Below are 20,357 nucleotides of genomic sequence, written 5' to 3'. Positions count from 1 at the left end.
CTGGAGATGTGGCCGGGGCTTCCAGCCCCGTCGCCCATTGTTGGTTCGAACCCGGCGACGGGCCTGGAAGGCCCGGCCACATCCGCTTGCCAGCCGCTTTTACCTGCACCCCGGCGAGAAAGGAGATCCCGACCTTTGGACTTGTGACCGCGGACAAACAGAAAGCCACATTCCGGCGAAGGGATGATCGACCGGCGGGCGTATCGTTGCCCGATGAAACATCTCTTGCTCTGCCTCCTGTTCCCGGTCTTGGCCCATGCCGACAGCCACCTCTTCATCCTTTCCGGCCAGTCCAACATGGCCGGGCTTGATCCGGCGATTTCCTTCACTCCCACGGTCGAGAAGGCCTTTGGCGCGGAGAACGTGGTGGTCGTGAAGTCGGCCCAGGGAGGCCAGCCCATCCGCCGCTGGTACAAGGAATGGAAGCCGGCGGAAAGTCCGGTGCCCGAGGGCAATTTAGGGGATCTCTACGACAAGCTGATGGAGGCGGTCGAAAAGGCCGCGGGCGACCGGGAGTTCGACACCGTGACCTTTGTCTGGATGCAGGGGGAGCGGGATGCCAGGGAGGGCCATGGCGGGGTCTACGGCGACAGCTTCAAGGGGCTGATCGGACAGCTTTCCAAGGACCTCAAGCGCGACGACATCCACTTCGTCATCGGCCGGCTCAGCGACTTCGACATGGAGGACCAGCGCTACCCGCACTGGACCAAGGTCCGCGACGTGCAGGTGGCGGTGGCCGAGTCGTCACCCCGCGGTGCCTGGGTGGATACCGATGACCTGAATGACAAACCCGCCAAGGGTGGCGAGGGCACCCGCAACGACCTTCACTACACCAAGGAAGGCTACCGCATCCTCGGCGAGCGCTTTGCCGAGGCGGCGATCAAGCTGATCCGGGAGTGATCGTTGCGGTCGGAACGGCAGTCTTGGGTTCTGCATTGGATGGAACCGCAAAGACGCAAAGCAAATGGAGTTCAAGCTCACCGCTCCCTTCTTGCGCCTTGACCTTGCAAAAAATCGCTCCGGCCATTCTACCAGCCGATTCTGTTCATTGGTATCGGGCCACCCGATCTGCGGCAGAATTGATTGTGGGCCTCAAGCGACGTCCAGAGGATTCCAGACCTTTGCAAATCCTAAGCCCTCGAAGTCTCTTGTGTTCGTGGTGGCGAAGTCGGTGACGCCATGATCCAACAGGGTCAGGGCCGTCCGCAGATCGTAGAGGCGCCGGTAGGCGAAGCCACTTTCCGAGGCAATCCGCCACATCCTGTCGTGGAGTTCCCGGCTGTTCTGGGGAAATCCGACCAGCATCCAGCGGGGATGACTGCGGTAGGAATCGACCAAGGCTGCCGCCGCCCGGGCATCGAGTGGACCCGATCGCGCGGTGACCGGGTTCCCTGCGAGCCGATACAACTCGGCCAGCACGAACTCGGAAATGGCGACCTGCTCCGAGCCGCCCTGCGATGCCAGCCATTCGTAGGCCCTGCCATGAAACGGCGAATCGATGTTGAACGCGTGGAAGAGGATGTTGGTGTCGATGGAGATCATCTCTCGACGGCATTCTGCTCGGTGCTCCCTTCCTGCGCCACGGACTTGAGTTTCTCCTCGGAGAATCCTGCCCAGCCCAGCGCCTGCGGCTGCGGCGGAGCCCAGGGCGTGGCCTTCTCCTTCGAATTCAAGACCATCACCATGTGTTCCAGGCCCCGCCGGGCCAGCTCGGCCATGGACAATTCGCGGGCCTCACAGAGTTGCTTTGCCTCGCGATACAAGCTCTCCGGGAGTTGGATCTGCGTGCGGATCATGTCGACAAAATGACATCATCTTTTGTGATGTCAAAGAGTTGTCGCGAGCACCGCGCCTCTGAATGGGGAGCCCGCCATCGAGAGTCTCGGACCGCCACTCGCGATTTTCAGGCGGGGCGCTGCGCGAGTGGGCCCGCGCGGTCCTCCTGAAAAAAAAGCCGGCCCCTGAATGGGACCGGCGGTGTTTCAGAGCTTGCCAGAAATCAACGCCGGCGGCGGAGAAGACCGGCTGAGCCGAGCAAAAGCAGAACGAGGCTGCTGGGCTCGGGGATCTGGCCGACGGTGAAGTTGATGTCGTCCGAGTAGGCCCACTGGTGAACCTTGCCGACCGCTCCGTCAATGTCAGGGCCGTTGGGATCCAAGGTGACCTGCATCCAGCCGTATTGGGTTCCGGAGGCCGTTTCGAGAGTGAAGGCAATGTAGCCGGGAGTGCCGTCGGTGGCGAAGCTGGAATACTGTGACGGCAGGCTCCCATCGACGCTGCTGAAAAGGCTGTCGGGGTCGCTGTTGCTCGGCGTTCCGGAGCCTCCGTAGCTGTTCAGGCCGAGGGCCTGCGAGACGTTGGACGCGATGTTCGTGCCCTCCTCGACATTGAGGATCTGGGATCCTCCCACCCCCGGGCTTTCGACGAAGGGATTGAAGGTCGGACTGTAGGCGATGCCGATGCCGCCGAAGAAGAAATTGATGTCCCAGTCGGTGGGCTGGTCGTAGCCGATCGCATAGGAGTCAAAATTGACCTCGGCGGGGTCGTCGTTGGACGGCTCGGTGGGGTTTCCCGCTGGGCTGGTGGCCGCGAGGTCGAGGTAGACCCCGTTGAAGCTGGTCGGGATGCCTATATCGACCACCCCGCTCCAGGTTACCGCCGCCCGGGCGCCACCCGCCCCCAGCAGCAGACCGGCTGCCAGTAGCGGGGCGGTGAAGAAGTTCCGCAGGGAATTCATGGGAGTGTTTGGGGTAACAGCCAAGGATTACTCAGTAGGGGGCGGGGGAGACAAGCCATTCCTGTGGCTCGATTCATGGAGTGGGCAGGCTCACATCGACACGGAAGAACCGGGCCTTTTTCTGGGGCGTGCCATCGAGCCACCATGGGTAGTCGATTTCAATCACCTCGTAGGTGGCATCCTCCGCCACCGTCGTGGGGTTGAGGCCCGCCACCCAGCTGGGAGCGGGAACCGTGTCGCTCGACTGCCAGTCGTTCAGCTGCGAGCTGAATTGCAAGGCATAGAGCGCACCGCCGTCTTTTCGTTGAACGTAGCGGGCCTTGAACTCCACCCCGTTCACCGAATAGACCGGATCAGAGATGGTGGGGGTGCCGCCGGTGAAGGTTGGCGGGGTTCCCGGGGTGACGGTCAGCGGACCACCAGAGCCCGAATCGGTCGGGTCGGTGCCGAAGGCGAACTCGAGGAGGTTGCTCAGCCCATCGGTGTCGAAGTCCAAGGTCGGATCGCTCACGTCGTCGGGCTGGTAGCTGTCGGCCCAGGTGTCGTAGGGGGAGCCGCCACCAGTGGTCACACTGAGATGGACATTGTCGAAGAAGACGCCGCGTTCCTGGCCACTACTGTCGATGCGCAACGCGATCGGTTCGCCTTCCGTGCCGCTGGTAAAGGCGCTGGCAGGGATGGTGAAGGTGAAACTGGTATTGGGATCATCCTGGTAACTGCTGCCAACAAGATCCGCAGAGAGCGGGATGGCTGTCTTCTCGGGTCCAGTCATGTTCTCGCCCGGAGCCCAAAGAATGGTACCATCCTGCTGACGCAGACTTGGGCGGATGTAACGCTGCTTGTCACCATTCCAGCTCTGGGGGCTCGCATTCAGGGTTAGTGTGAAGACATCGTCCGAAGCCCAGTTGTGGTCGATATCAATCTCGATTTCGGCGCTAGTGTATTCAAATTGAATCGCGTAGTTGTCGCCGGGCACGGCAAGGTCCGTGTCGGTACGCACACCGTCACCGGTCGCTTTCTGGGTCTTGACGTTAGCCGACTGGAATAGCTGCCAGTCACCCAGATCCGGGTTGTTTTGATTATCGCTGAATAGCGGATCCTGGAAGCGGGTAATGTAGAGTGTGCCCGCAGGTTCGGTTGGGGTAGTTGCACTCTGTTGTGTGGAGGCAGAACCTTCATTCAAAGCCGGCGACGTATCGCGGGCCATCACCTCAAAGGTGTAGGCGGTGTCCGGATCGAGATCCTTCTGCGTCCAGGCGGGGCTGTTCAGCCAGCCGCTGTCGGTTCCATTGGTCACGTTGATGAATTTATACTGCACGCCGGATGGGTCGCTGACCGTGTTCGCCTTCATGTGAATGGAGCGGTAGTCGGCAACCTCGGGGAGGACGTTCCAAGTTGGGGCTGCGGGAGGCGTGAGGTCTTCCGGTGCGGTGGTCGCGCTCTCTGCGGCCGAGGTGCCCGATTCGTTCTGATTGGGCGACTTGTCCCGCGTCTTCACGGTGTAAGTGTAGGTGGTGTCGAAATCGAGGTCGGTCTCCGCCCATTCGCGGCTGTCCTGCCAGCCGCTGTTGGTGCCGCGGGTTGTGTTCTCGAAGTAGTATTCCACTCCATAGAGGTCACCCGGATCACGAACGCTGTTGGCTCTCATGCTGATGTCCTTGAAGTTCGAGACCGTGGGCACGATGTCCCAGGTCGGAGTGGCCGGCGGGGTGTTGTCCGCGGGAAGAGGCCCTTGAACAAGGGTGACCTTGTTAATGTAAAGGCCGCGCTGGCCGCTGCTGTCGATTCGAAGTTGAAGCTGCTCACCCGGCGTTCCCGCGGTGAAGGTGCTGGCATCGATCTCCCAGAACCAGATGAGTTCGGAGGTGTAATCGCTCAGTGAACCCATGTAACTGTCGTACAGCGGGACGGCCGTCTCAGGCCCCTGGGCCGTTGACCAAATTACAGTGCTGTCGCTGCTCTGGCGGAGTTCCGGGCGGATGTAGCGCTGGTTTTGCCCGCTCCACGACATCGGGCTTGCCTCGACCCTCAGATAGTAGACGTCGGTCGCCCCCCAGTTGTGGGAAGTGTCGTAGTCGAGCTCGCTGGAGGTCTGCTCCTGCTGGATGACCTGGTTACGGCCGTGGGAGTCCGTGACGGACGAATCGCTGGGGACGTCTCCCTGATTCACGTCATTCCTCGCCTTGGCACCACCGCCGAAGCTCCAGCCGGGGAAGTCGGTGCCGGTTACCTGGGTTCCGTCGCTGATGATCGGATCGGTTTGCCAGTCCTCGTCAACAAGGGTCGTCTGACCGGATGCGATGGCGAGCAGAAGCGAAGCGAATGCAGCGAGTGCGGGGATTCGTGGGAATCGGGCTTTCATGTTGGTTGGGTTCGATTGGGGTCTCCGGTGGGTCCGATAAAAATTTTCACATTGCCACCCGTCAGAATGCATATTGGATTTCACTACACAAGTGGATTTGGAGCGCTTATGAAAAGCGAAGTGTCGAGGGGCCGGGATGGACGCTTGGGCGGCGTGAGATGCCCTCGCAACGTGGGTCACTTCGTCCGATTCTTGAGCACCAGCAGCGCGCGGCCCTTTTCGGCCATGGCCTCCATCAGGCGCGGTTGGTCGATCGCGAGGCCGGCGGGAACGTAGCCGCCGCCAAGGACGAGATCCTTGTCGCCATCGCCATCGAGGTCGCCCGCTTCGATCGTCATCCAGCGGTCGGTCCGGGGAATCTCGAAGGAGCGCGGGGTGAAGCGCGTTTGCCCCTCGTTCTGGAGATAGACGAAGCTCTCGGGTTTCTCGCTGCTGAAGTCGGGATTGAAGGCGACTGCCGCAATGTCCGGATCGCCATCCAAGTCGAAGTCCTCGACCGCCACGCCGTAGGCGCCGTACATCGGGTAGAAGAAGGCCTCGACGAAGTTCAGGCCGCCCTCGTTGAGGTAGAGCCGGATGCCGTGGTCGCGCTTGAGGGTGTTGTAGGGATCGGAGTCGACGTTGTCGCCGTTGACGGTCAGGACGTCGAGGTTGCCGTCGCCTTCGAAGTCGACCCAGGCGAAGCGGACGTAGCCGAAGGATGCGTTTTTCTCTACAAGGGTCTTCCGCTCGAACTCGCCGTCACCCTGATTGAGGAAAAGACTGAGGTTCTCACGGGTGCCACCGAACAGAACCGCGACGTCGGGGCGGCCGTCGTCATCGAAGTCCGCGACATGGCAGTCGACCGCACCGGGCTCGGTGGTCAGTTGGATTTCGGGCTCCGGTTCGAACTGCCAGCCGTTGGGCTTTCGCGGGTGGATGTCCACGCTGCCGGTGCCGAAGCCGAAGTTGGCGACGACGATTTCGGTCCTGCCATCGCCGTCGAAGTCGCCGAAGTCCATGTCAGCCGGGCGGTGTAGGTTCTCGAGGGCCATGCCACGGGGCACGTAGCCGTCGTCGCGGCGCAAGCCGTAGGAGATTTTGCCGTATAAAATGCCAGGCAAACAGTCGGCAAATGGGCCGCTATCCCCGATGGAATAGGCGGATGCGGTTGGATTGCGGCAAGGCGGACCGGGCGGAACAGGATGCCAAGCATCCCGCCCAGGATACTACCGGTAGCCCTCGACCGTGAGGCCCTCGATGCGCTCGAAGTGGCGGAGCTTGTCGCTGACGAGGGGAATGCCGCCGGCGACTGCGGTAGCGGCGATCAGCACATCGAAGTCGCCGATCATTTCGCCGCGGCGCCGAAGCTCGCGGCGAATCCGACTGCCTGCAAGGACGACGGATGCCGTCACATCGAGTTGGAGAAAGGGAGCGAGGAGGCGCTTACCGTCTCCCGGGTGGGCGTAGCCTTCGAGGAACTTGAGGACCGTGACCGTCGGGATGCAGAATTCCCCGCTCGCCGGGCGATCGAGGAAGCCCGGCCTCGCCGCGGCTCCACTCCCGCCGCAGATCGATGAGGAAGTTGGTGTCGAGCAGCTTCACGACGCTTCGTCCCAGTGGGATTCGCTGGCGGGCCGATCCGGATGGGCCTCTTTCCAGTTCCGGCATCCATGGGAGGGACTGCTTTGACAACGGGCCTGGAAGGCCCGGTCACGGCCTGCGGCTGCCAGCTTTGCCGAGGCTCCGGCGAGCCAAGGGAAGCCACAGCCACGGCCTGCCGCTGGAAGCGTCGGCGACGCCTGCGTCGATGCGCGCATCATTCCCACTCGAAGGCCAGCGTCTCGCAATAAAATGCCAGGCAAACAGTCGGGGATCAGGACCCCGGCCTTGCCTGCGCCCTTGTCGGGTCTTGATGATCGATGACCTGCCAGGCATGCGGTTCAGGCGGGTGGGCTGCTTCGGTTGCCATGGAGCGTGTGCTCGCCTTAGCTCCTAAACATTTTGCATTACGATGTGTTTTGCATCATGATGCTTGTCATGAGGACGACGGTGGATATTCCCGAAGGCCTGTTGCGGCGGGTGCGGGCTCAGGCGGCGCTGGATGGGCGCAAGCTGAAGGATGTGGTGAATGAAGCCCTGCGTCGGCACTTGGGTCTGGCCGAGAACGGGACCGATGCGGCCCCGGAGTTGCCTGCGCGGGTGGGAATCGAGCGGGCGGGCCGCTTTGTCGTGCCGGTGGTCCGCTCCGCACGGCCGGGCGAGGCGGTCATCGCCCTCGAGAAATTGAAGGAACTGGAGGATGACGAGCAGCGGCATGGCGAGATTTTTGGACGTTAACGTGTGGCTCCCGCTGGTGTGGGACGGTCACATCGCAGCGGCGGCCGCGCGGGCCTGGGTGGCCGGCGGGGAGGAGGATCTGGTGCTGTGCCGGGTGACGCAGTTGGCGCTGCTGCGGCACCTGACCAATCCCGTGATCCTCGGAGCCGATGTCCTGAGCAACCGCGAGGCGGCGAGCTTGGTGGTGCACCTGCAACGGCAGGAGGGGATTCTGTTCGAGGCGGAGCCGACGGGATTGGGGGATCTTTTCCCGGCGGCAGGGGAATCGCCCGAGCCACACGGTCTTTGGTGGACGGATGCCTATCTGGCGGCCTTCGCCATCGCGGCGAAGCACGAGCTGGCGACCTTCGATCGAGGGTTCGGCCGCTACGAGACCCACGGACTGCGCTGGAGCCTGTTGGAGGTCGCTGGTGGTTCGGGGTCGGCCAGGTGAGGGTCAGGGGAACTGCGGCTTCCCACTCCGCCAAGGCTACGAGGGCCAAGGCAAGTGTCAGTGTCGCCGGGTGGCATCATTCCCATTCGAAGGCAATGACCTCCGGATTTCCGCGGGTCATGGCGGCGGGAATGACGATTTCGAGAATCTCGGTGGTCTGCTGGATGCTGGGTGAGTCTTTGGGAGCCTCCGCGTCCTTGAGAAAGTCCGCGTCCCAGCCGCGGCCGAGATCGAGGCCGCCTTCCACAGGGCCGGAGGTCACGATTGCCGGATCATCCAGCGTGACGCCGAGACCGACCGACCCGTTGGCGATGCGGAACTGGGTGGAGGTGACGGCTTCGCCTTCCTTCTTGTGGAAACGGATGGAGAGCTTCGATGGCCACTTCGCGGCACCCCGCACGAGCACGCCGCGGCCCTTGCTGTAGGGGGAACGGATGGTGACGGATGCCTCGTCCGCCGCGCTGTCGATCCGGGCGGTGTCCTGCATGCCGCGGCCGCGGCCCTTGAGCGAGATGCGGAAGGGCGGGGGATTCTCCGGTTCGACGAAGCGGCCATCCTGCCACAGCGCGTGGACCGACATGCCGTGGTAGGCACGGGCGAGGACGGCGATGTTGCGGTCGTCGCCGCTGAGCTCGAAGACCTGGCGCGAGAAGATCTTGTCGAGGGGCACGAGGCCATCGTTGTTGCGCGGGGCGGTGAAGCCGTAGAGCCCGATACCGGCCTCCATCGCCTCGGGCACCGCGACCGAGGCGTCCTGGCCGTTCCACAGCGCCATGCAGGTGATCATCCGGGTGTCCTCGCCGACCATCGGCTCGACCTTGCGGATCGCCTCGACGCTGCCGGCCTCGTTCATCAGCCAGTCGGCCTCCCGGTACATGTCCGAATTGACGACGTGCGGGTGGTTGATGTGGTTGACGGTCAGCCATATCTTGCAGTCGGGGTTCGCGTCCTTGGCGGCCTTGCGGATGGCCTTCCAGCAGCGGTCGATGGCCTTGCGGCTGTAGGCGGTGTCCTGGGCCGGAGTCAGCTTGTCCTCGCCGGGAAAGGGTTCGCCCATGAGTTGCTGGTAGAGCTTCTTTTCGCAGTCGAGCCACTTGCCTTCGGTGGATTGGCGTTTCGGCATCCACACCCAGTCGATCATGAAGCCGTCGATGCCGGTCCGCTTGACCGCGTCGCCGATCGATTTCGAGAGGAAGTCGAGATACTCGTCAGTGTAGGGGATGTGGTAGGTGGTCGGGCTGCCGTAGCTCTGCTCGGGGTGCAGCTCGGCCCAGCGGGGATTGGAGGCGATGCAGAAGTAGCCGAAGACCTGCATGCCCTCGGCGTGGCCGAGCTTGACGACCTCGGGGAGGAAGTCGTGCTTCAGGCCGGGTTGCTCCGGCACGAAGCCGTCCTTATACCAGGCGTAGCCATTGGTGGAGACGCAGAAGGTCTGGATCACGTTGGCGCCGATGGTCTTGTACCACTCGACGTGGGCGGCGGGGTCGGCGCCCGCCCATTGACCCGGTTTGGCGAAGGGTTTGCCGCGGCGGTTCGTCGGGACCCAGTTGAAGTCGAGGCAGTAGGCCTTGATGGTTTCGGGTTCGTCGGGTGTCGCGGCGGGGGCATGGCCTGTGGGAAGAAGCAGCGCGAGGGCGAGCAGGGTGCGGCGGAGGGTCATGGCAGGGATACGTGTGGACCGGGAGAGTCCTTCATGGAACGCGGGTGGCTGCGGCATCCTTGCCGCAGGCCGTCTTGGTGGCTTTCAGCCGCCTCGTCAGGAATCCTGCCGCTGCTTCCTTCGCCAAGGCTTCGGCGTGCGAAGGGAGGCCGCGGTCATGGACTGCGGGGAGGACTCCACGGCCGGAATGGACTCCGCGGCTGGAAGCCACGGTCACGATCCTGCGGCTGCCGCCTTCGCCGAGGCTCCGGCGAGACAAGGGAAGCCGCAGCCACGGCCTGCCGCTGGAAGCGTCAGCCACGGACAGGAATGCGGATTGCACATTCCCGGACGATGAGAAAGATCCCCTCATGAAATTGCGCAAAGCCGTGGTGACGGCGGCCAGTCCGGCCGAGTCGCACCTGCCGCTCCAGACCTTGGTCGATCCGGAGGGGATGTCCCGTCCGGCCCTTGAAATTCTACTGGATGACCTTTTTGCCGCCGGTCTCGAAGAAGCGGCGGTGGTGATCTGCCCGGGAACCCGGGACGCGTATCTCCGGGCGGCGGGCCCCCATGGCGAGCGACTGACGCTGATCGAGCAGGCCGAGCCCCGGGGATATGGCCATGCCGTCTGGATGGCCCGAAATTTCACCGCGGACGACCCTTTCGTGCTGCTGGTGGGCGACCACCTTTTCCAAAGCCGCCGGGAGACTTCCTGCGTGGCGCAGCTTCTCGCCGTCGCCGCGACCCACACGGGCTGTGTGTCCGGCGTGCAGCCGACGCATGAAAGCCAGCTGCACCTTTACGGCACGATCGGCGGGCGGCGGGTGCCGGCCTCGCCCTCGATCATCGAGGTCGCCAACATGGTCGAGAAACCGACCCCCACCCTGGCCGAGCAGGAGCTGTTCGTCTCCGGCCTGCGGGCGGGGAACTACTACTGCTTTTTCGGCATCCACGCGCTGACCCCGGCGGTGATGGAGCGCCTCGACCGGCAGGTGGCGGCCCTTTCGGAAGGTGAGACGCTGGGGTTGACCCCGACGCTTGCGGAGCTCGCCCGCTCCGAGAAATACCTCGCCGTCGAGATCGACGGCCAGCGTTTCAACATCGGCGAACGCTACGGACTCCTGCGGGCGCAGTTGTCGCTGGCGCTCGCCGGTCCGCACCGGGACGAGATTCTGACCATGCTGATCGAGACGACGGCCAATTCGCGGGCATGAGTTCATCGTCATCATCTTCGAAGTCGCGCCTGGTCGGGATCATCACGACCGGCGACCCGTCGCGGCGCGACACCGATCTCGCCGAAGTGTGCCGGGAACTCGATGCCGGGGGGCTGCTCGCCGAGTGCGCCGAGCTGGATGCCTTTCGGCGCGACGCGGAGAATCTCTACGAGCGGGTCCGGGCCTTGTTCTTCCTCTACGCCATCCACCGTTTCCACCTGCCGCCGAAATTGCCGGCGGGAAAAGTCGGGCGGATTCCCTTCGCGGCCTACGAGTACCTCCTGAGGCGGCGGTTTGCCGAGGCCATTGACGGCTTCCTGGAGGCGGTCGCCGCCGAGGGCCCGGGCGATGCGCTGTCGTCGGCCCTGGCTTCGGCCTACCACGAACTGGCCTTCCAGACGCTCGCCGACCAGGTGCGCCGATCGGTGCGCACGGTGCGCGGCAACCAGTGGATGTTCCGCATGGGTCACCCGGCGGACCATCCGCTGAAGATGCGCAGGGAAATGCTGGAGCCGGGAGCGGGCGGGCATCCCGTGCTGCGCGAGCGGACGCCGGTGCGGATGGATCTTTCCCACAGCGGCTGGTCGGACATCTTCTTCCTCGGCATGGACTACCCCGAGGGGGCGCGGGTGCTGAATGTCTCCGTCGATCTCGGCGTGCATGGCCGGGATCAGGAAACCAAGCCGCCGGTCGAGGCCTACCTGCGCGTGATCGACGAGCCGGTGATCGTGCTGCATTCGGTCGATCTGAAGGCGACGGCGCGGATCGACAATCTCGGCGAGGTCTTCGACTTTGCGAAGGACTACCTCGGCCTGCTCAAGGCGGCGGTGATCGCGGCGGGCATCGTGCCGCCGGGCATCGAGGGCAGCGGCAAGCGCCTGGAGCGCCTGCTCGAGCGTCTCGTCGGCAAGGGCCGCGGGATCGAGCTGGTGTCATCGGTCAACGACATCCCGAAGGGGTCACGTCTGGCCGTTTCGACCAACCTGCTCGCGGCGCTCATCGGGGTGCTGATGCGGGCCACCGGCCAGACGCGCTCGCTGACCGGTCCGCTCGAGGAAAGCGAGCGCCGGCTGGTGCTGGCGCGGGCGATTCTCGGCGAGTGGATCGGCGGCTCGGGCGGCGGCTGGCAGGATTCGGGCGGCGTGTGGCCGGGGATCAAGCTGATCACCGGCGAGACCGCCGGCGAGGATGATCCCGAGTTCGGCATTTCCCGCGGGCGCTTGATGCCCTCGCACCATGTTTTCGACGAGAATGAGATTCCCGACAGCGCCCGCCGCGCGCTGCAGGATTCGTTGGTGCTGGTTCACGGCGGCATGGCCCAGAACGTCGGCCCCATCCTCGAGATGGTCACCGAGAAATACCTGCTCCGCTCCGGCAAGGAGTGGAGCGGCCGGCAGGAGGCGCTCGAGCTGTTGGAGGAGCTGATCGATGCGCTGAAGCGTGGCGACATCCGCACCTTGGGTCGGGCGACCATGCGGAATTTCCGCGGGCCGATCCAGACCATCATTCCGTGGGCGACCAACCTTTTCACCGAAACCCTGATCGCCCGGGCCGAGGAAAGGTTCGGTGACGATTTCTGGGGCTTCTGGATGCTTGGCGGGATGTCCGGCGGCGGCATGGGGTTCATCTTCGCGCCGCAGCGCAAGGCCGAGGCTCAGGAGGCGATGCAGGAGATCATGAGCGAGGCCAAGTCGCGGCTGCAGTACGCGCTGCCCTTCGCCATGGATCCGGTCGTTTACGATTTCGCGATCAATCCGGACGGCACCACCGCCGACCTCCGTCACGACGGCCACGCCGCGCTGCCGGCGGGCTATCACCGGCTGACCGCGCCGCAGGGGGGGGATTCGGAGGAGGGGAAAGGCGAGTCCGGCGGGAACGGCAGCCTGGCAGGCATGCTCGAGGCTCACGGCTTCGACTCCAAGCTGCACGAGCAGATCCGCGCGGACCTGCGGGCGGGTCGCATCGGTCTGGCCCAGAACCGGCTTTCGCCCGCGACCGTGATCGAGGACGTGCGGGCGGAGGATGTGATGGATGTCTCATCGCCCGAGGCGGCGGCGCGGCACGACCTCGAGGAGGCGGAACGCATCGGAGCGGCGGCCCTCGGGGCCGGCGAGGTGGCGGTGGTCAGCCTCGCCGCCGGCGCCGGATCGCGCTGGACCGGGGGTGCGGGCACCTGCAAGGCGCTCAACCCCTTCGCGCCGATCGACGGTGCCTATCGTACTTTCATCGAGACGCACCTCGCCAAGTCGCGTCGGATCGGCCGCCGCTTCGGCGCGCCCCTTCCGCACCTTTTCACCACCTCCTACCTGACCACCGGACCCACGCAGGCCTTCCTCGAAAGCGTCGGCAACTACGGCTACGAAGGTCCCCTGGTCGTCTCGCCGGGTCGATCGGTCGGGCTGCGGATGGTGCCCACCGAGCGCGACCTGCGCTTCGCCTGGGAGGAAATGCCGCAGCAGGTCCTCGATGAGCAGCAGCAGAAGGTCCGCGACTCGGGCCGCGCCGCACTCATCCATTGGGCGAAGTCCGCGGGTGAGGCCTCGGACTACACCGACAACCTGCCGCTCCAGTGCCTGCATCCGGTCGGCCACTTTTTCGAGGTCCCGAACCTGATCCTCAACGGCACCCTGCGCGGTCTGCTGGAGGACCGCCCGCAGTTGCGGACGTTGCTGCTTCACAACATCGACACCCTCGGGGCCGATGCCGATCCGGTGCTGCTCGGGCTTCACCGCCGGTCGGGCCACGGCCTCACCTACGAGGTCATCACCCGCCGGCTCGAGGACCGCGGCGGCGGCCTGGCCCGGGTCGATGGTCGTCCGCGCCTCGTCGAGGGACTCGCGATGCCCGACGAGGAATGCGAATTCGCGCTTTCGTACTACAACTCCCTGACGACCTGGATCGATCTCGACCACTTCCTCGGGATGTGTGGTCTGACCCGGGAGCAGATCCTGTCGGACGACGAAGCGGCGGTCACCGCCGGCCTGCGCGGACTCGCCGAGCGCCTGCCGACGTACATCACGATCAAGGACGTGAAGAAGCGCTGGGGCCATGGCCAGGAGGACGTGTTCCCGGTGACCCAGTTCGAGAAGCTGTGGGGCGACCTGAGCCTGCTGCCGGAAGCGCGTGCCGGCTACTTCGTCGTCCCGCGCCTGCGCGGCCAGCAGCTCAAGGATCCCGCGCAGCTCGACGGCTGGCTGCGCGACGGCTCGGCGGATCACGTCAGCAGCCTTTGCGAGTGGAAGTAGCGGCGTCGCCGCTGCGTAGGGTTGGGGGCTTTCCCCCATGAAGTTTTTCCTCGTCCACCTGCTCGCCGCCGCGCTGGCGTTTCCCGCTGCCGCTTCGGATCTCGAAGCCGGCTTCCGCAATCCTCCGGACTCCGCCCGACCGCACACCTGGTGGCACTGGATGAATGGTAACGTTTCCCGCGAGGGCATCACCACCGACCTTGAAGCGATGGAACAGGCCGGCATCGGCGGGGCCATGATCTTCTTCCTCGCGGGACCCCATCACAACTGCGACACGCCGCGCGGGGCGGTCGACTACCTCGGGCCGGCATGGCTCGAGATGATGAAACATGCGGCGGACGAGTGCCAGCGCCTCGGGCTTGAGTTCGGCATGCACAACTGCGCCGGGTGGTGCACCACCGGCGGCCCGTGGATCACGCCCGAGCTGGCGATGCAGAAGCTGGTGTCGTCCGAGATCGTCGTCGAAGGCGGTCGAACCATCAGCGAGAAGCTCCCGCAACCGGAGGTGGCCCTCGGCCACTACCGCGACATCGCGGTCTATGCCGTTCCGGCCGAGCTCGATACCGGCTTCCGGATGCCCAAGTGGCAGAGCAAGTCCGGCCAGCGCGGCGGCCCGGCTGGACGCCAGCCCGCGCTGAATCCGCTGCCTCAAGGGGCGGCCATTCCGGCCGATCGGATCATCAACGTCACCGGGCGCTTCGAGCGGAGTGGCACGCTCACCTGGCGGGCGCCTGCGGGCCGGTGGAAGATCATCCGCCTCGGTCACACGCCGACCGGCATGACCAACAAGCCGGCACCCGATTACGTCACCGGTCTCGAGGTCGACAAGCTGCGCCGCGAGGGGCTCGAGGTGCACTGGAAACACGGCATCCAGCCGTTGCTCGATCATCTCGGCCCGCATGTCGGCAAGGCCTTCAAGCACCTCACCATCGACAGCTACGAGGCCGGCCTCCACCACTGGACACCGCGGATGAAGGAGGAATTCGAGAAACGCCGCGGCTACGATCCGTCGCCCTACCTGCTGGCGCTGACCGGGCGGGCCATCACCGACGGTCCCACCACCGAGCGTTTCTACTGGGATTTCCGCCGCACCATTGCCGACCTCTTTGCCGAGAACTACTACGGCCACATGGCGCAGCTCTGCCACGAGCACGGCCTGCTCTTCACCACCGAGCCCTACACCTCCTGCTTCGAGGGGCTGCAGATCGGCGGCAAGGCGGACATCCCGATGGCGGAGTTCTGGTCGAACGGAAAGTACTCATTCTCGATGCGGCTCGCCGCCTCCGCCGCCCACACCCACGGCCGCCGCATCGCCGCCGCCGAGGCCTTCACCGCCGGCCCGGACATCGGCAAATGGACGAACCACCCGGGCTCGATGAAGACCGTTGGCGACCGGGCGTGGGCCGCCGGCATCAACCGCTTCGTCTTTCATCGCTACGCCCACCAACCGTGGGACGACGTCGTGCCGGGCATGACGATGGGCCAGTACGGCATCCACTTCGAGCGCACCACGACCTGGTGGGAGCCGGGCCGGGCGTGGCTCGACTACATCCGGCGTTCCCAGTTCCTGCTGCAGGACGGCGAGTTCGGGGCCGACGTGCTGGTCTTCGCCGGAAACGCGATGCCGAACGGCGCCGCCCACCGCGAGGACCTCTCGGCGGCCGGCTACGGCTACGATTCCTGCGGCACCGACATTTTCGCCGGGCTCACCGTCGACGATGGCGACGTCGTGGTCCCCTGCGGCAAACGCTACCGCCTGCTGGTGCTGCCGAATCACTCCTTCCACACCCCGGCCCAGGCCCGCAAGTTGCGCGAGCTCGTGCGTGCCGGGGCGACCGTGCACGGTCCCAAGCCGCAGCACACGCCGAGCAACGGGAACTTCCCGGCTTCCGAGCAGGAGCTTGCCGCCATCGGTGATGAGGTTTGGGGGAAATGCGACGGCACGACCGTTGCCTCGAACCGCTTCGGCAAGGGCCGTGTCTTCTCCGGGATCAGCGTCGTCGAAACTCTGGCCGAGATGGGGATCGCCCCGGCGCTGGAGTTGCCCGGGGAAACCCCGGTCGAGTGGATCCACCGCCGGCACGACGGGGCCGACAGTTTCTTCGTCTCGAACCCGTCCGAATCTACGATGAGTCTCGTAGCCGGATTCCGTGCCCCGGGTCGCCGGCCCGAATTCTGGGATGCCGAAACCGCCACCCTCCGGCCCGCCGCCGGCTGGAGCGCCGGAGAGGACCACGTCCGGGTGCCCCTTCAACTGGCGCCCGGCAAGTCGGTGTTCGTCGTGTTCCGCGAGCCGTATCCGGCCACGCTGGATTCCGATCCCGTCGTGCGCGCCACGGATCCGGCGAAAGACAGTTTGATCCCCTTCGGCGACGAAACCGGCGAGGTCAGCCTGCGTGCGTGGCACAACGGTCGCCACGCCCTGCACCGTGCTTCGGGAAAGACCGTGCCGCTCGAGGTCACCGGCCTGCCCGCGCCCCTGGCCTTGGACGGCGCGTGGACCGTCCGCTTCCCGCCCGGCCGCGGTGCGGTCGACGAGGCGGTCTTCGATCCGCTCGTCGCCTGGAACGAGCATCCCAACCCGGGGATCCGACATTTCTCCGGCACCGCCACCTACAAGTGCCGCTTCCAGCTTCCGGATGGTTTCCGGGCCGGGGACGGCGAGGTGTGGCTCGATCTCGGCGAAGTCGAGGTCATCGCCGAGGTGCGCCTCAACGGCAAGGAACTCGGGGTTTTGTGGCATCCGCCGTTCCGGGTGGAGGTGAGCGGGGCCCTCCAGTCGGGTGACAACACGCTCGAGGTCGAGGTCACCAACCTCTGGATCAACCGCCTCATCGGCGACGAGCAGCACCCCGACGACTGCGAGTGGGACGGCAAGGCACTCGCCCGCTGGCCCGATTGGTTCGTCGAGGGCAGGCCGCGTCCGTCGAAGGAGCGCGTCACCTTCACCACCTGGAAGCACTGGACCGCCGCCGACCCGCTGCAGCCCTCCGGCCTGATCGGCCCGGTCACCCTGCGTCCCGCCCGGCTCGTTCCGCTGCCCTGACCGATTTCGACAAACCATGAAAGCCGCCATCATTTCGGCCGCCCTGCTGTCCGTCTTGCCGTGCCTCCTTGGCGCCGACGGGCTCGAAGACGCCTTCCGCGATCCGCCGCCGGACACCCGCCCGGGCTGCTACTGGTACTGGATCAACAACAACATCAGCAAGGAGGGCATCACCCGCGACCTCGAGGCGATGGCGCGGGTGGGCATCGGTCGTGCCTACATCGGCCACATCTTCAACCACAAGGGGGCCAAGGACACGCCGGTGGGCGGGGTCACCTTCATGAGTGACGAATGGTGGGACGCCCTGCAGTGGGCGGTCAAGGAGGCCGGCCGCTGCGGCGTCGAGATCGGCTTCTTCAATTCGCCCGGCTGGTCCCAGTCCGGTGGCCCGTGGATCGAGCCGGGCCAGTCGATGCGTTTCCTCGACGCCAGCGAGACGGTGATCGAGGGCGGCCGGAAGATCGACCAGCTGCTGCCGGTGCCGGAAATCCGGACCTTCCCGAAGGCGGGGGGCTCGCAGCAGGAGCCGACCGGGCCGCGCTTCACCGAGAAGGAATTCCAGGATGTGAAGGTCATCGCCTTCCGCCAGCCGGTTTCCGAGAGCGCCGATCTTCGCACGAACGAGGTGAAGCTGACCTCTCCCACGGTGCGCAACCTCGCGGATTTGCAGGACGATTCGGAGGAAACCGTGGTGACGATCGGACCCGAGCCGCAGCAGATCGACTTCGAGAAGGACGCCTCGCCGGTCCAGAGCCTGCGCCTCGACCCGGTCGGCCACTCCTACACGCTGACCTGCGTAGTGCAGGCATCGGATGATGGAAGGACCTTCCGGGAAATCACCCGGTACGTCGAACAACGCGGGCACCAGGGGCCTCGGCACAAGGAGCCGGTGCTGGTGCCGGTGCCGGCGACGCCATCGCCGCACCTCCGGGTGATCCTTTCCAGTGACAAGCCCGCATCCTTCTCCGGCCTGCGCCTGAGCCGCCGGGCGGTGCTTTCCCACTACATCCGCAAGCAGCTGGGCGAGACGAGCCCGTCGACCAACCCGCCATGGGACACCTACCACTGGCCGGAGCAGGCACCGCTGGCACCCGGTAGCGCGGTCGCCGCGGCGGAGGTGCTCGACCTCACCGACAAGATGGACGCCGACGGCCGCCTCGTCTGGCAGGCCCCGCCGGGGGACTGGGTGGTGATGCGCACCGGCATGGTCCCGATCGGCACCCAGTGCGCGCCGGCCAGCCCGGAAAGCCGCGGGCTCGAGGTCGACAAGATGAGCCGCGAGCACATCCGCAGCCTGTTCGACGGCATGGTCGGCGAGTTCCTGCGACGCACCCCGCCGGAGGAGCGCGAGGCGCTGAAGTACGTGATCGCCGACAGCTACGAGACCGGCCCGCAGAACTGGACCGACGGGCTGGCGGAGAAGTTCGAGCAGCGCTTCGGCTATGCGCCGGTGCGCTACCTGCCGTGCCTCACCGGCCGCGTGGTCGACAGCCCGCAGGTGTCGTCGCGCTTCCTGTGGGACTGGCGGCGGCTGATCGCCGAGTCGATCGCCCGCGACTACGTGGGAGGGCTCCGCGACGTGTGTGCGGAGAACGGCCTGACCCTGTGGCTCGAGAACTACGGCCACTGGGGCTTCCCCTCGGAGTTCCTGCTCTACGGCTCGATGACCGACCAGGTCGGCGGCGAGTTCTGGGAAAGCGGCGGCGCGCTGGGCAACACCGAGTGCCGCGCCGCGTCGAGCTGCGCCCACATCTACGGCCGCACCGACGTCTATTCCGAGGCCTTCACCTCCAACCGCAACTTCAAGCAGAGCCCGGCCGACCTGAAGCGCTGGACCGACTGGGTCTACGGCGCGGGCGTCAACCACCTGATCCTGCACGTCAACATCCACCAGCCCGACGAGCGCAAGCCGGGAATCATCCAGTGGTTCGGCACCGCCTTCAACCGGCACAACACCTGGTTCGAGCAGTCGAAGGCCTTCAACCACTATCAACGTCGTAGTTCGGTGCTGCTCAAGGCGGGCCGCCCGGTCGTCGACGTGGCCTACTACATCGGCGAGGGCACGCCGGTGATGACGGGGCCGCTCGATCCGTCTCTGCCCGACGGCTACGACTTCGACTTCATCAACTCCGACGTGCTGATCCACCGGGCGAAGGTGGTCGACGGCCGGATTGCCGTTCCGGACGGCCCGTCCTACGCCGTGCTGGTTTTGCCGAAACAGAATGTGATGCGGCCCGAGGTGGTCGAGGCGGTCCGGCGACTGGTCGCCGATGGGGCGACGGTCATCGGGCCGAAGCCAAGCTCGAGTCCGTCGCTGGCGGGCTACCCCGGTTGCGATGCCAAGGTCGTCGACCTCGCCAATCGTGCCTGGGGGAATCTCGGAAAGGGCACGGTTCACGAAGGAGCCGAACTCCAATCCGTCCTGACTTCCCGGCTCCGCCTCAAGCCCGACGTCACGGCCCATGGATCCGGGGGGGGCTTGCTCTGTGCCGCGGCGGGAGCCGGCAAGATCGGCCTCGGCAAGCGCGGTGGCATTGTCTTCAAGCACCGCTCGACGCCGGAGCGGGAGATCTATTTCCTGTCAAATACCTCCGACAAGTCGCTCGAGTTCTTCACGGCCACCTTCCGCGTCAGCGGCCGCCAGCCATGGCTGTGGAACGCGGTCACCGGCACGGTCACCAAGGCGGCCGCCTTCAAGCAGAAGAACGGGCGCACCACCGTCCCTCTCCGCCTCGCCGCGTCGGAAAGCATCTTCGTCGTTTTTCAGGAGCAAACCGACGCCGACGGCACCGCCACGGCGAACGCTCCCAGGAAGCTCGGGCAGGCCACGCCGGCCGGCCCGTGGACGGTGCGCTTCGAAGGTCAGGGCGCGCCCGCGGAAACGACTTTCGAATCCCTCGTCGACTGGGCAAAGCATCCCGACGAGACGATCCGCCACTACGCCGGCACCGCGACCTACGAAACGAGTTTTCCGCTGCCCGGGATCATCGGTGACCGGCGGGTGATCCTCGAACTCGGCAAGGTCGGCGTGATCGCCACGGTCGAGGTCAATGGCAGGGAGGCGGGCACCGTCTGGACCAGCCCGTGGGAGATCGACATCACCGACCACGTCGTGCCCGGGCCGAACACCCTCGGGGTGCGGGTCACCAACACCTGGAACAACCGCCTGGTCGCGGATGCCGGGCGCCCGCCCACGGAGCGGCTGAGCCACGTCTCCCAACCCTACCGCTTCCAACCCCGGGCACCGTTGCTTCCGAGCGGACTCATCGGTCCGGTGAAGGTGCGGCAGGTCCAGCCCCGTTGACGATGCCCGTCCCCACCCGCTTGAAATTCCCGAACGATCCCCGACGTATCGGGGC

Annotated in this window: 14 protein-coding genes; 7 read left to right on the top strand and 7 right to left on the bottom strand. The window is 65.5% G+C overall.

The window, feature by feature from the left end; translation table 11 throughout:
- Positions 1-213: 213 nt before the first annotated feature.
- A complete protein-coding gene (locus ACG2LG_RS02040) occupies positions 214-900 on the top strand; it encodes a sialate O-acetylesterase (protein WP_396255866.1) in 687 nt (228 codons plus the stop codon).
- A gap of 192 nt (positions 901-1,092) precedes the next feature.
- On the opposite strand, the gene ACG2LG_RS02035 is transcribed toward ACG2LG_RS02040, so the two are convergent.
- The 6 genes from ACG2LG_RS02035 to ACG2LG_RS02010 all read right to left on the bottom strand — a co-directional run bounded on the left by ACG2LG_RS02035 (position 1,093) and on the right by ACG2LG_RS02010 (position 6,430).
- The gene (locus ACG2LG_RS02035) at positions 1,093-1,542 is read right to left on the bottom strand and encodes a type II toxin-antitoxin system VapC family toxin (RefSeq protein ID WP_396255865.1); all 450 of its coding nucleotides are present in this window, start codon (positions 1,540-1,542) and stop codon (positions 1,093-1,095) included.
- Positions 1,539-1,796: an antitoxin gene (locus ACG2LG_RS02030; protein WP_396255864.1), complete on the bottom strand. Its 258-nt coding sequence runs from the start codon at positions 1,794-1,796 to the stop codon at positions 1,539-1,541. The genes ACG2LG_RS02035 and ACG2LG_RS02030 overlap by 4 nt, the downstream gene beginning before the upstream one ends.
- 203 nt (positions 1,797-1,999) lie before the next feature.
- Positions 2,000-2,737 (bottom strand): PEP-CTERM sorting domain-containing protein, encoded by a 738-nt coding sequence (locus ACG2LG_RS02025; RefSeq protein WP_396255862.1) that lies wholly within the window; start codon positions 2,735-2,737, stop codon positions 2,000-2,002.
- A 73-nt stretch (positions 2,738-2,810) separates the two neighbouring features.
- A complete protein-coding gene (locus ACG2LG_RS02020; RefSeq protein ID WP_396255861.1) occupies positions 2,811-5,099 on the bottom strand; it encodes a hypothetical protein in 2,289 nt (762 codons plus the stop codon).
- Positions 5,100-5,275: 176 nt separating this feature from the next.
- Entirely contained in the window at positions 5,276-6,166 is an 891-nt protein-coding gene (locus ACG2LG_RS02015) for an FG-GAP repeat domain-containing protein (protein ID WP_396255860.1), read from the bottom strand.
- A gap of 141 nt (positions 6,167-6,307) precedes the next feature.
- Complete coding sequence (locus ACG2LG_RS02010) at positions 6,308-6,430, bottom strand: hypothetical protein (protein WP_396255859.1); 123 nt, start codon at positions 6,428-6,430, stop codon at positions 6,308-6,310.
- Between the two features lie 688 nt (positions 6,431-7,118).
- On the opposite strand from ACG2LG_RS02010, the gene ACG2LG_RS02005 reads away from it, so the two are divergent.
- Together ACG2LG_RS02005 and ACG2LG_RS02000 are read left to right on the top strand one after the other, a co-directional pair.
- A complete protein-coding gene (locus ACG2LG_RS02005) occupies positions 7,119-7,418 on the top strand; it encodes a hypothetical protein (protein ID WP_396255858.1) in 300 nt (99 codons plus the stop codon).
- Positions 7,396-7,851, top strand: coding sequence for a TA system VapC family ribonuclease toxin (locus ACG2LG_RS02000; RefSeq protein ID WP_396255856.1), 456 nt, complete (start codon positions 7,396-7,398; stop codon positions 7,849-7,851). Before ACG2LG_RS02005 ends, ACG2LG_RS02000 begins: the two co-directional genes overlap by 23 nt.
- A 76-nt stretch (positions 7,852-7,927) precedes the next feature.
- On the opposite strand, the gene ACG2LG_RS01995 is transcribed toward ACG2LG_RS02000, so the two are convergent.
- Positions 7,928-9,511, bottom strand: a complete 1,584-nt coding sequence (locus tag ACG2LG_RS01995) for a hypothetical protein (RefSeq protein ID WP_396255855.1) — start codon at positions 9,509-9,511, stop codon at positions 7,928-7,930.
- Between the two features lie 350 nt (positions 9,512-9,861).
- On the opposite strand from ACG2LG_RS01995, the gene ACG2LG_RS01990 reads away from it, so the two are divergent.
- Genes ACG2LG_RS01990 through ACG2LG_RS01975 form a run of 4 tightly spaced genes read left to right on the top strand, consistent with a single transcriptional unit; the run spans position 9,862 to position 20,302 of the window.
- Positions 9,862-10,707, top strand: a complete 846-nt coding sequence (locus ACG2LG_RS01990) for a sugar phosphate nucleotidyltransferase (protein ID WP_396255853.1) — start codon at positions 9,862-9,864, stop codon at positions 10,705-10,707.
- Positions 10,704-13,952 (top strand): UTP--glucose-1-phosphate uridylyltransferase, encoded by a 3,249-nt coding sequence (locus ACG2LG_RS01985; protein WP_396255851.1) that lies wholly within the window; start codon positions 10,704-10,706, stop codon positions 13,950-13,952. The genes ACG2LG_RS01990 and ACG2LG_RS01985 overlap by 4 nt, the downstream gene beginning before the upstream one ends.
- Positions 13,953-13,989: 37 nt before the next feature.
- Positions 13,990-16,998 (top strand): glycosyl hydrolase, encoded by a 3,009-nt coding sequence (locus ACG2LG_RS01980; RefSeq protein WP_396255850.1) that lies wholly within the window; start codon positions 13,990-13,992, stop codon positions 16,996-16,998.
- A 16-nt stretch (positions 16,999-17,014) separates the two neighbouring features.
- Positions 17,015-20,302 (top strand): glycosyl hydrolase, encoded by a 3,288-nt coding sequence (locus tag ACG2LG_RS01975; RefSeq protein ID WP_396255848.1) that lies wholly within the window; start codon positions 17,015-17,017, stop codon positions 20,300-20,302.
- Positions 20,303-20,357: the final 55 nt, after the last annotated feature.

The organism is Haloferula sp. A504, assembly GCF_044385805.1.
Classification (GTDB): domain Bacteria; phylum Verrucomicrobiota; class Verrucomicrobiia; order Verrucomicrobiales; family Akkermansiaceae; genus Haloferula.
The sequence above is the reverse complement of the archived record's forward strand: the minus strand, read 5'-3'. Positions and strand labels throughout refer to the sequence as shown.

Excerpts from the sequence above, each read along its gene's own strand:
- ACG2LG_RS01985 (WP_396255851.1), top strand. The coding sequence starts at position 10,704 with ATGAGTTCATCGTCATCATCTTCGAAGTCGCGCCTGGTCGGGATCATC.
- ACG2LG_RS02005 (WP_396255858.1), top strand. The coding sequence starts at position 7,119 with ATGAGGACGACGGTGGATATTCCCGAAGGCCTGTTGCGGCGGGTGCGG.
- ACG2LG_RS01990 (WP_396255853.1), top strand. The coding sequence starts at position 9,862 with ATGAAATTGCGCAAAGCCGTGGTGACGGCGGCCAGTCCGGCCGAGTCG.
- ACG2LG_RS02040 (WP_396255866.1), top strand. The coding sequence starts at position 214 with ATGAAACATCTCTTGCTCTGCCTCCTGTTCCCGGTCTTGGCCCATGCC.
- ACG2LG_RS02000 (WP_396255856.1), top strand. The coding sequence starts at position 7,396 with ATGGCGAGATTTTTGGACGTTAACGTGTGGCTCCCGCTGGTGTGGGAC.
- ACG2LG_RS02020 (WP_396255861.1), bottom strand. The coding sequence starts at position 5,099 with ATGAAAGCCCGATTCCCACGAATCCCCGCACTCGCTGCATTCGCTTCG.
- ACG2LG_RS02030 (WP_396255864.1), bottom strand. The coding sequence starts at position 1,796 with ATGATCCGCACGCAGATCCAACTCCCGGAGAGCTTGTATCGCGAGGCA.
- ACG2LG_RS01975 (WP_396255848.1), top strand. The coding sequence starts at position 17,015 with ATGAAAGCCGCCATCATTTCGGCCGCCCTGCTGTCCGTCTTGCCGTGC.
- ACG2LG_RS01995 (WP_396255855.1), bottom strand. The coding sequence starts at position 9,511 with ATGACCCTCCGCCGCACCCTGCTCGCCCTCGCGCTGCTTCTTCCCACA.
- ACG2LG_RS02035 (WP_396255865.1), bottom strand. The coding sequence starts at position 1,542 with ATGATCTCCATCGACACCAACATCCTCTTCCACGCGTTCAACATCGAT.
- ACG2LG_RS02010 (WP_396255859.1), bottom strand. The coding sequence starts at position 6,430 with ATGATCGGCGACTTCGATGTGCTGATCGCCGCTACCGCAGTCGCCGGC.
- ACG2LG_RS01980 (WP_396255850.1), top strand. The coding sequence starts at position 13,990 with ATGAAGTTTTTCCTCGTCCACCTGCTCGCCGCCGCGCTGGCGTTTCCC.
- ACG2LG_RS02025 (WP_396255862.1), bottom strand. The coding sequence starts at position 2,737 with ATGAATTCCCTGCGGAACTTCTTCACCGCCCCGCTACTGGCAGCCGGT.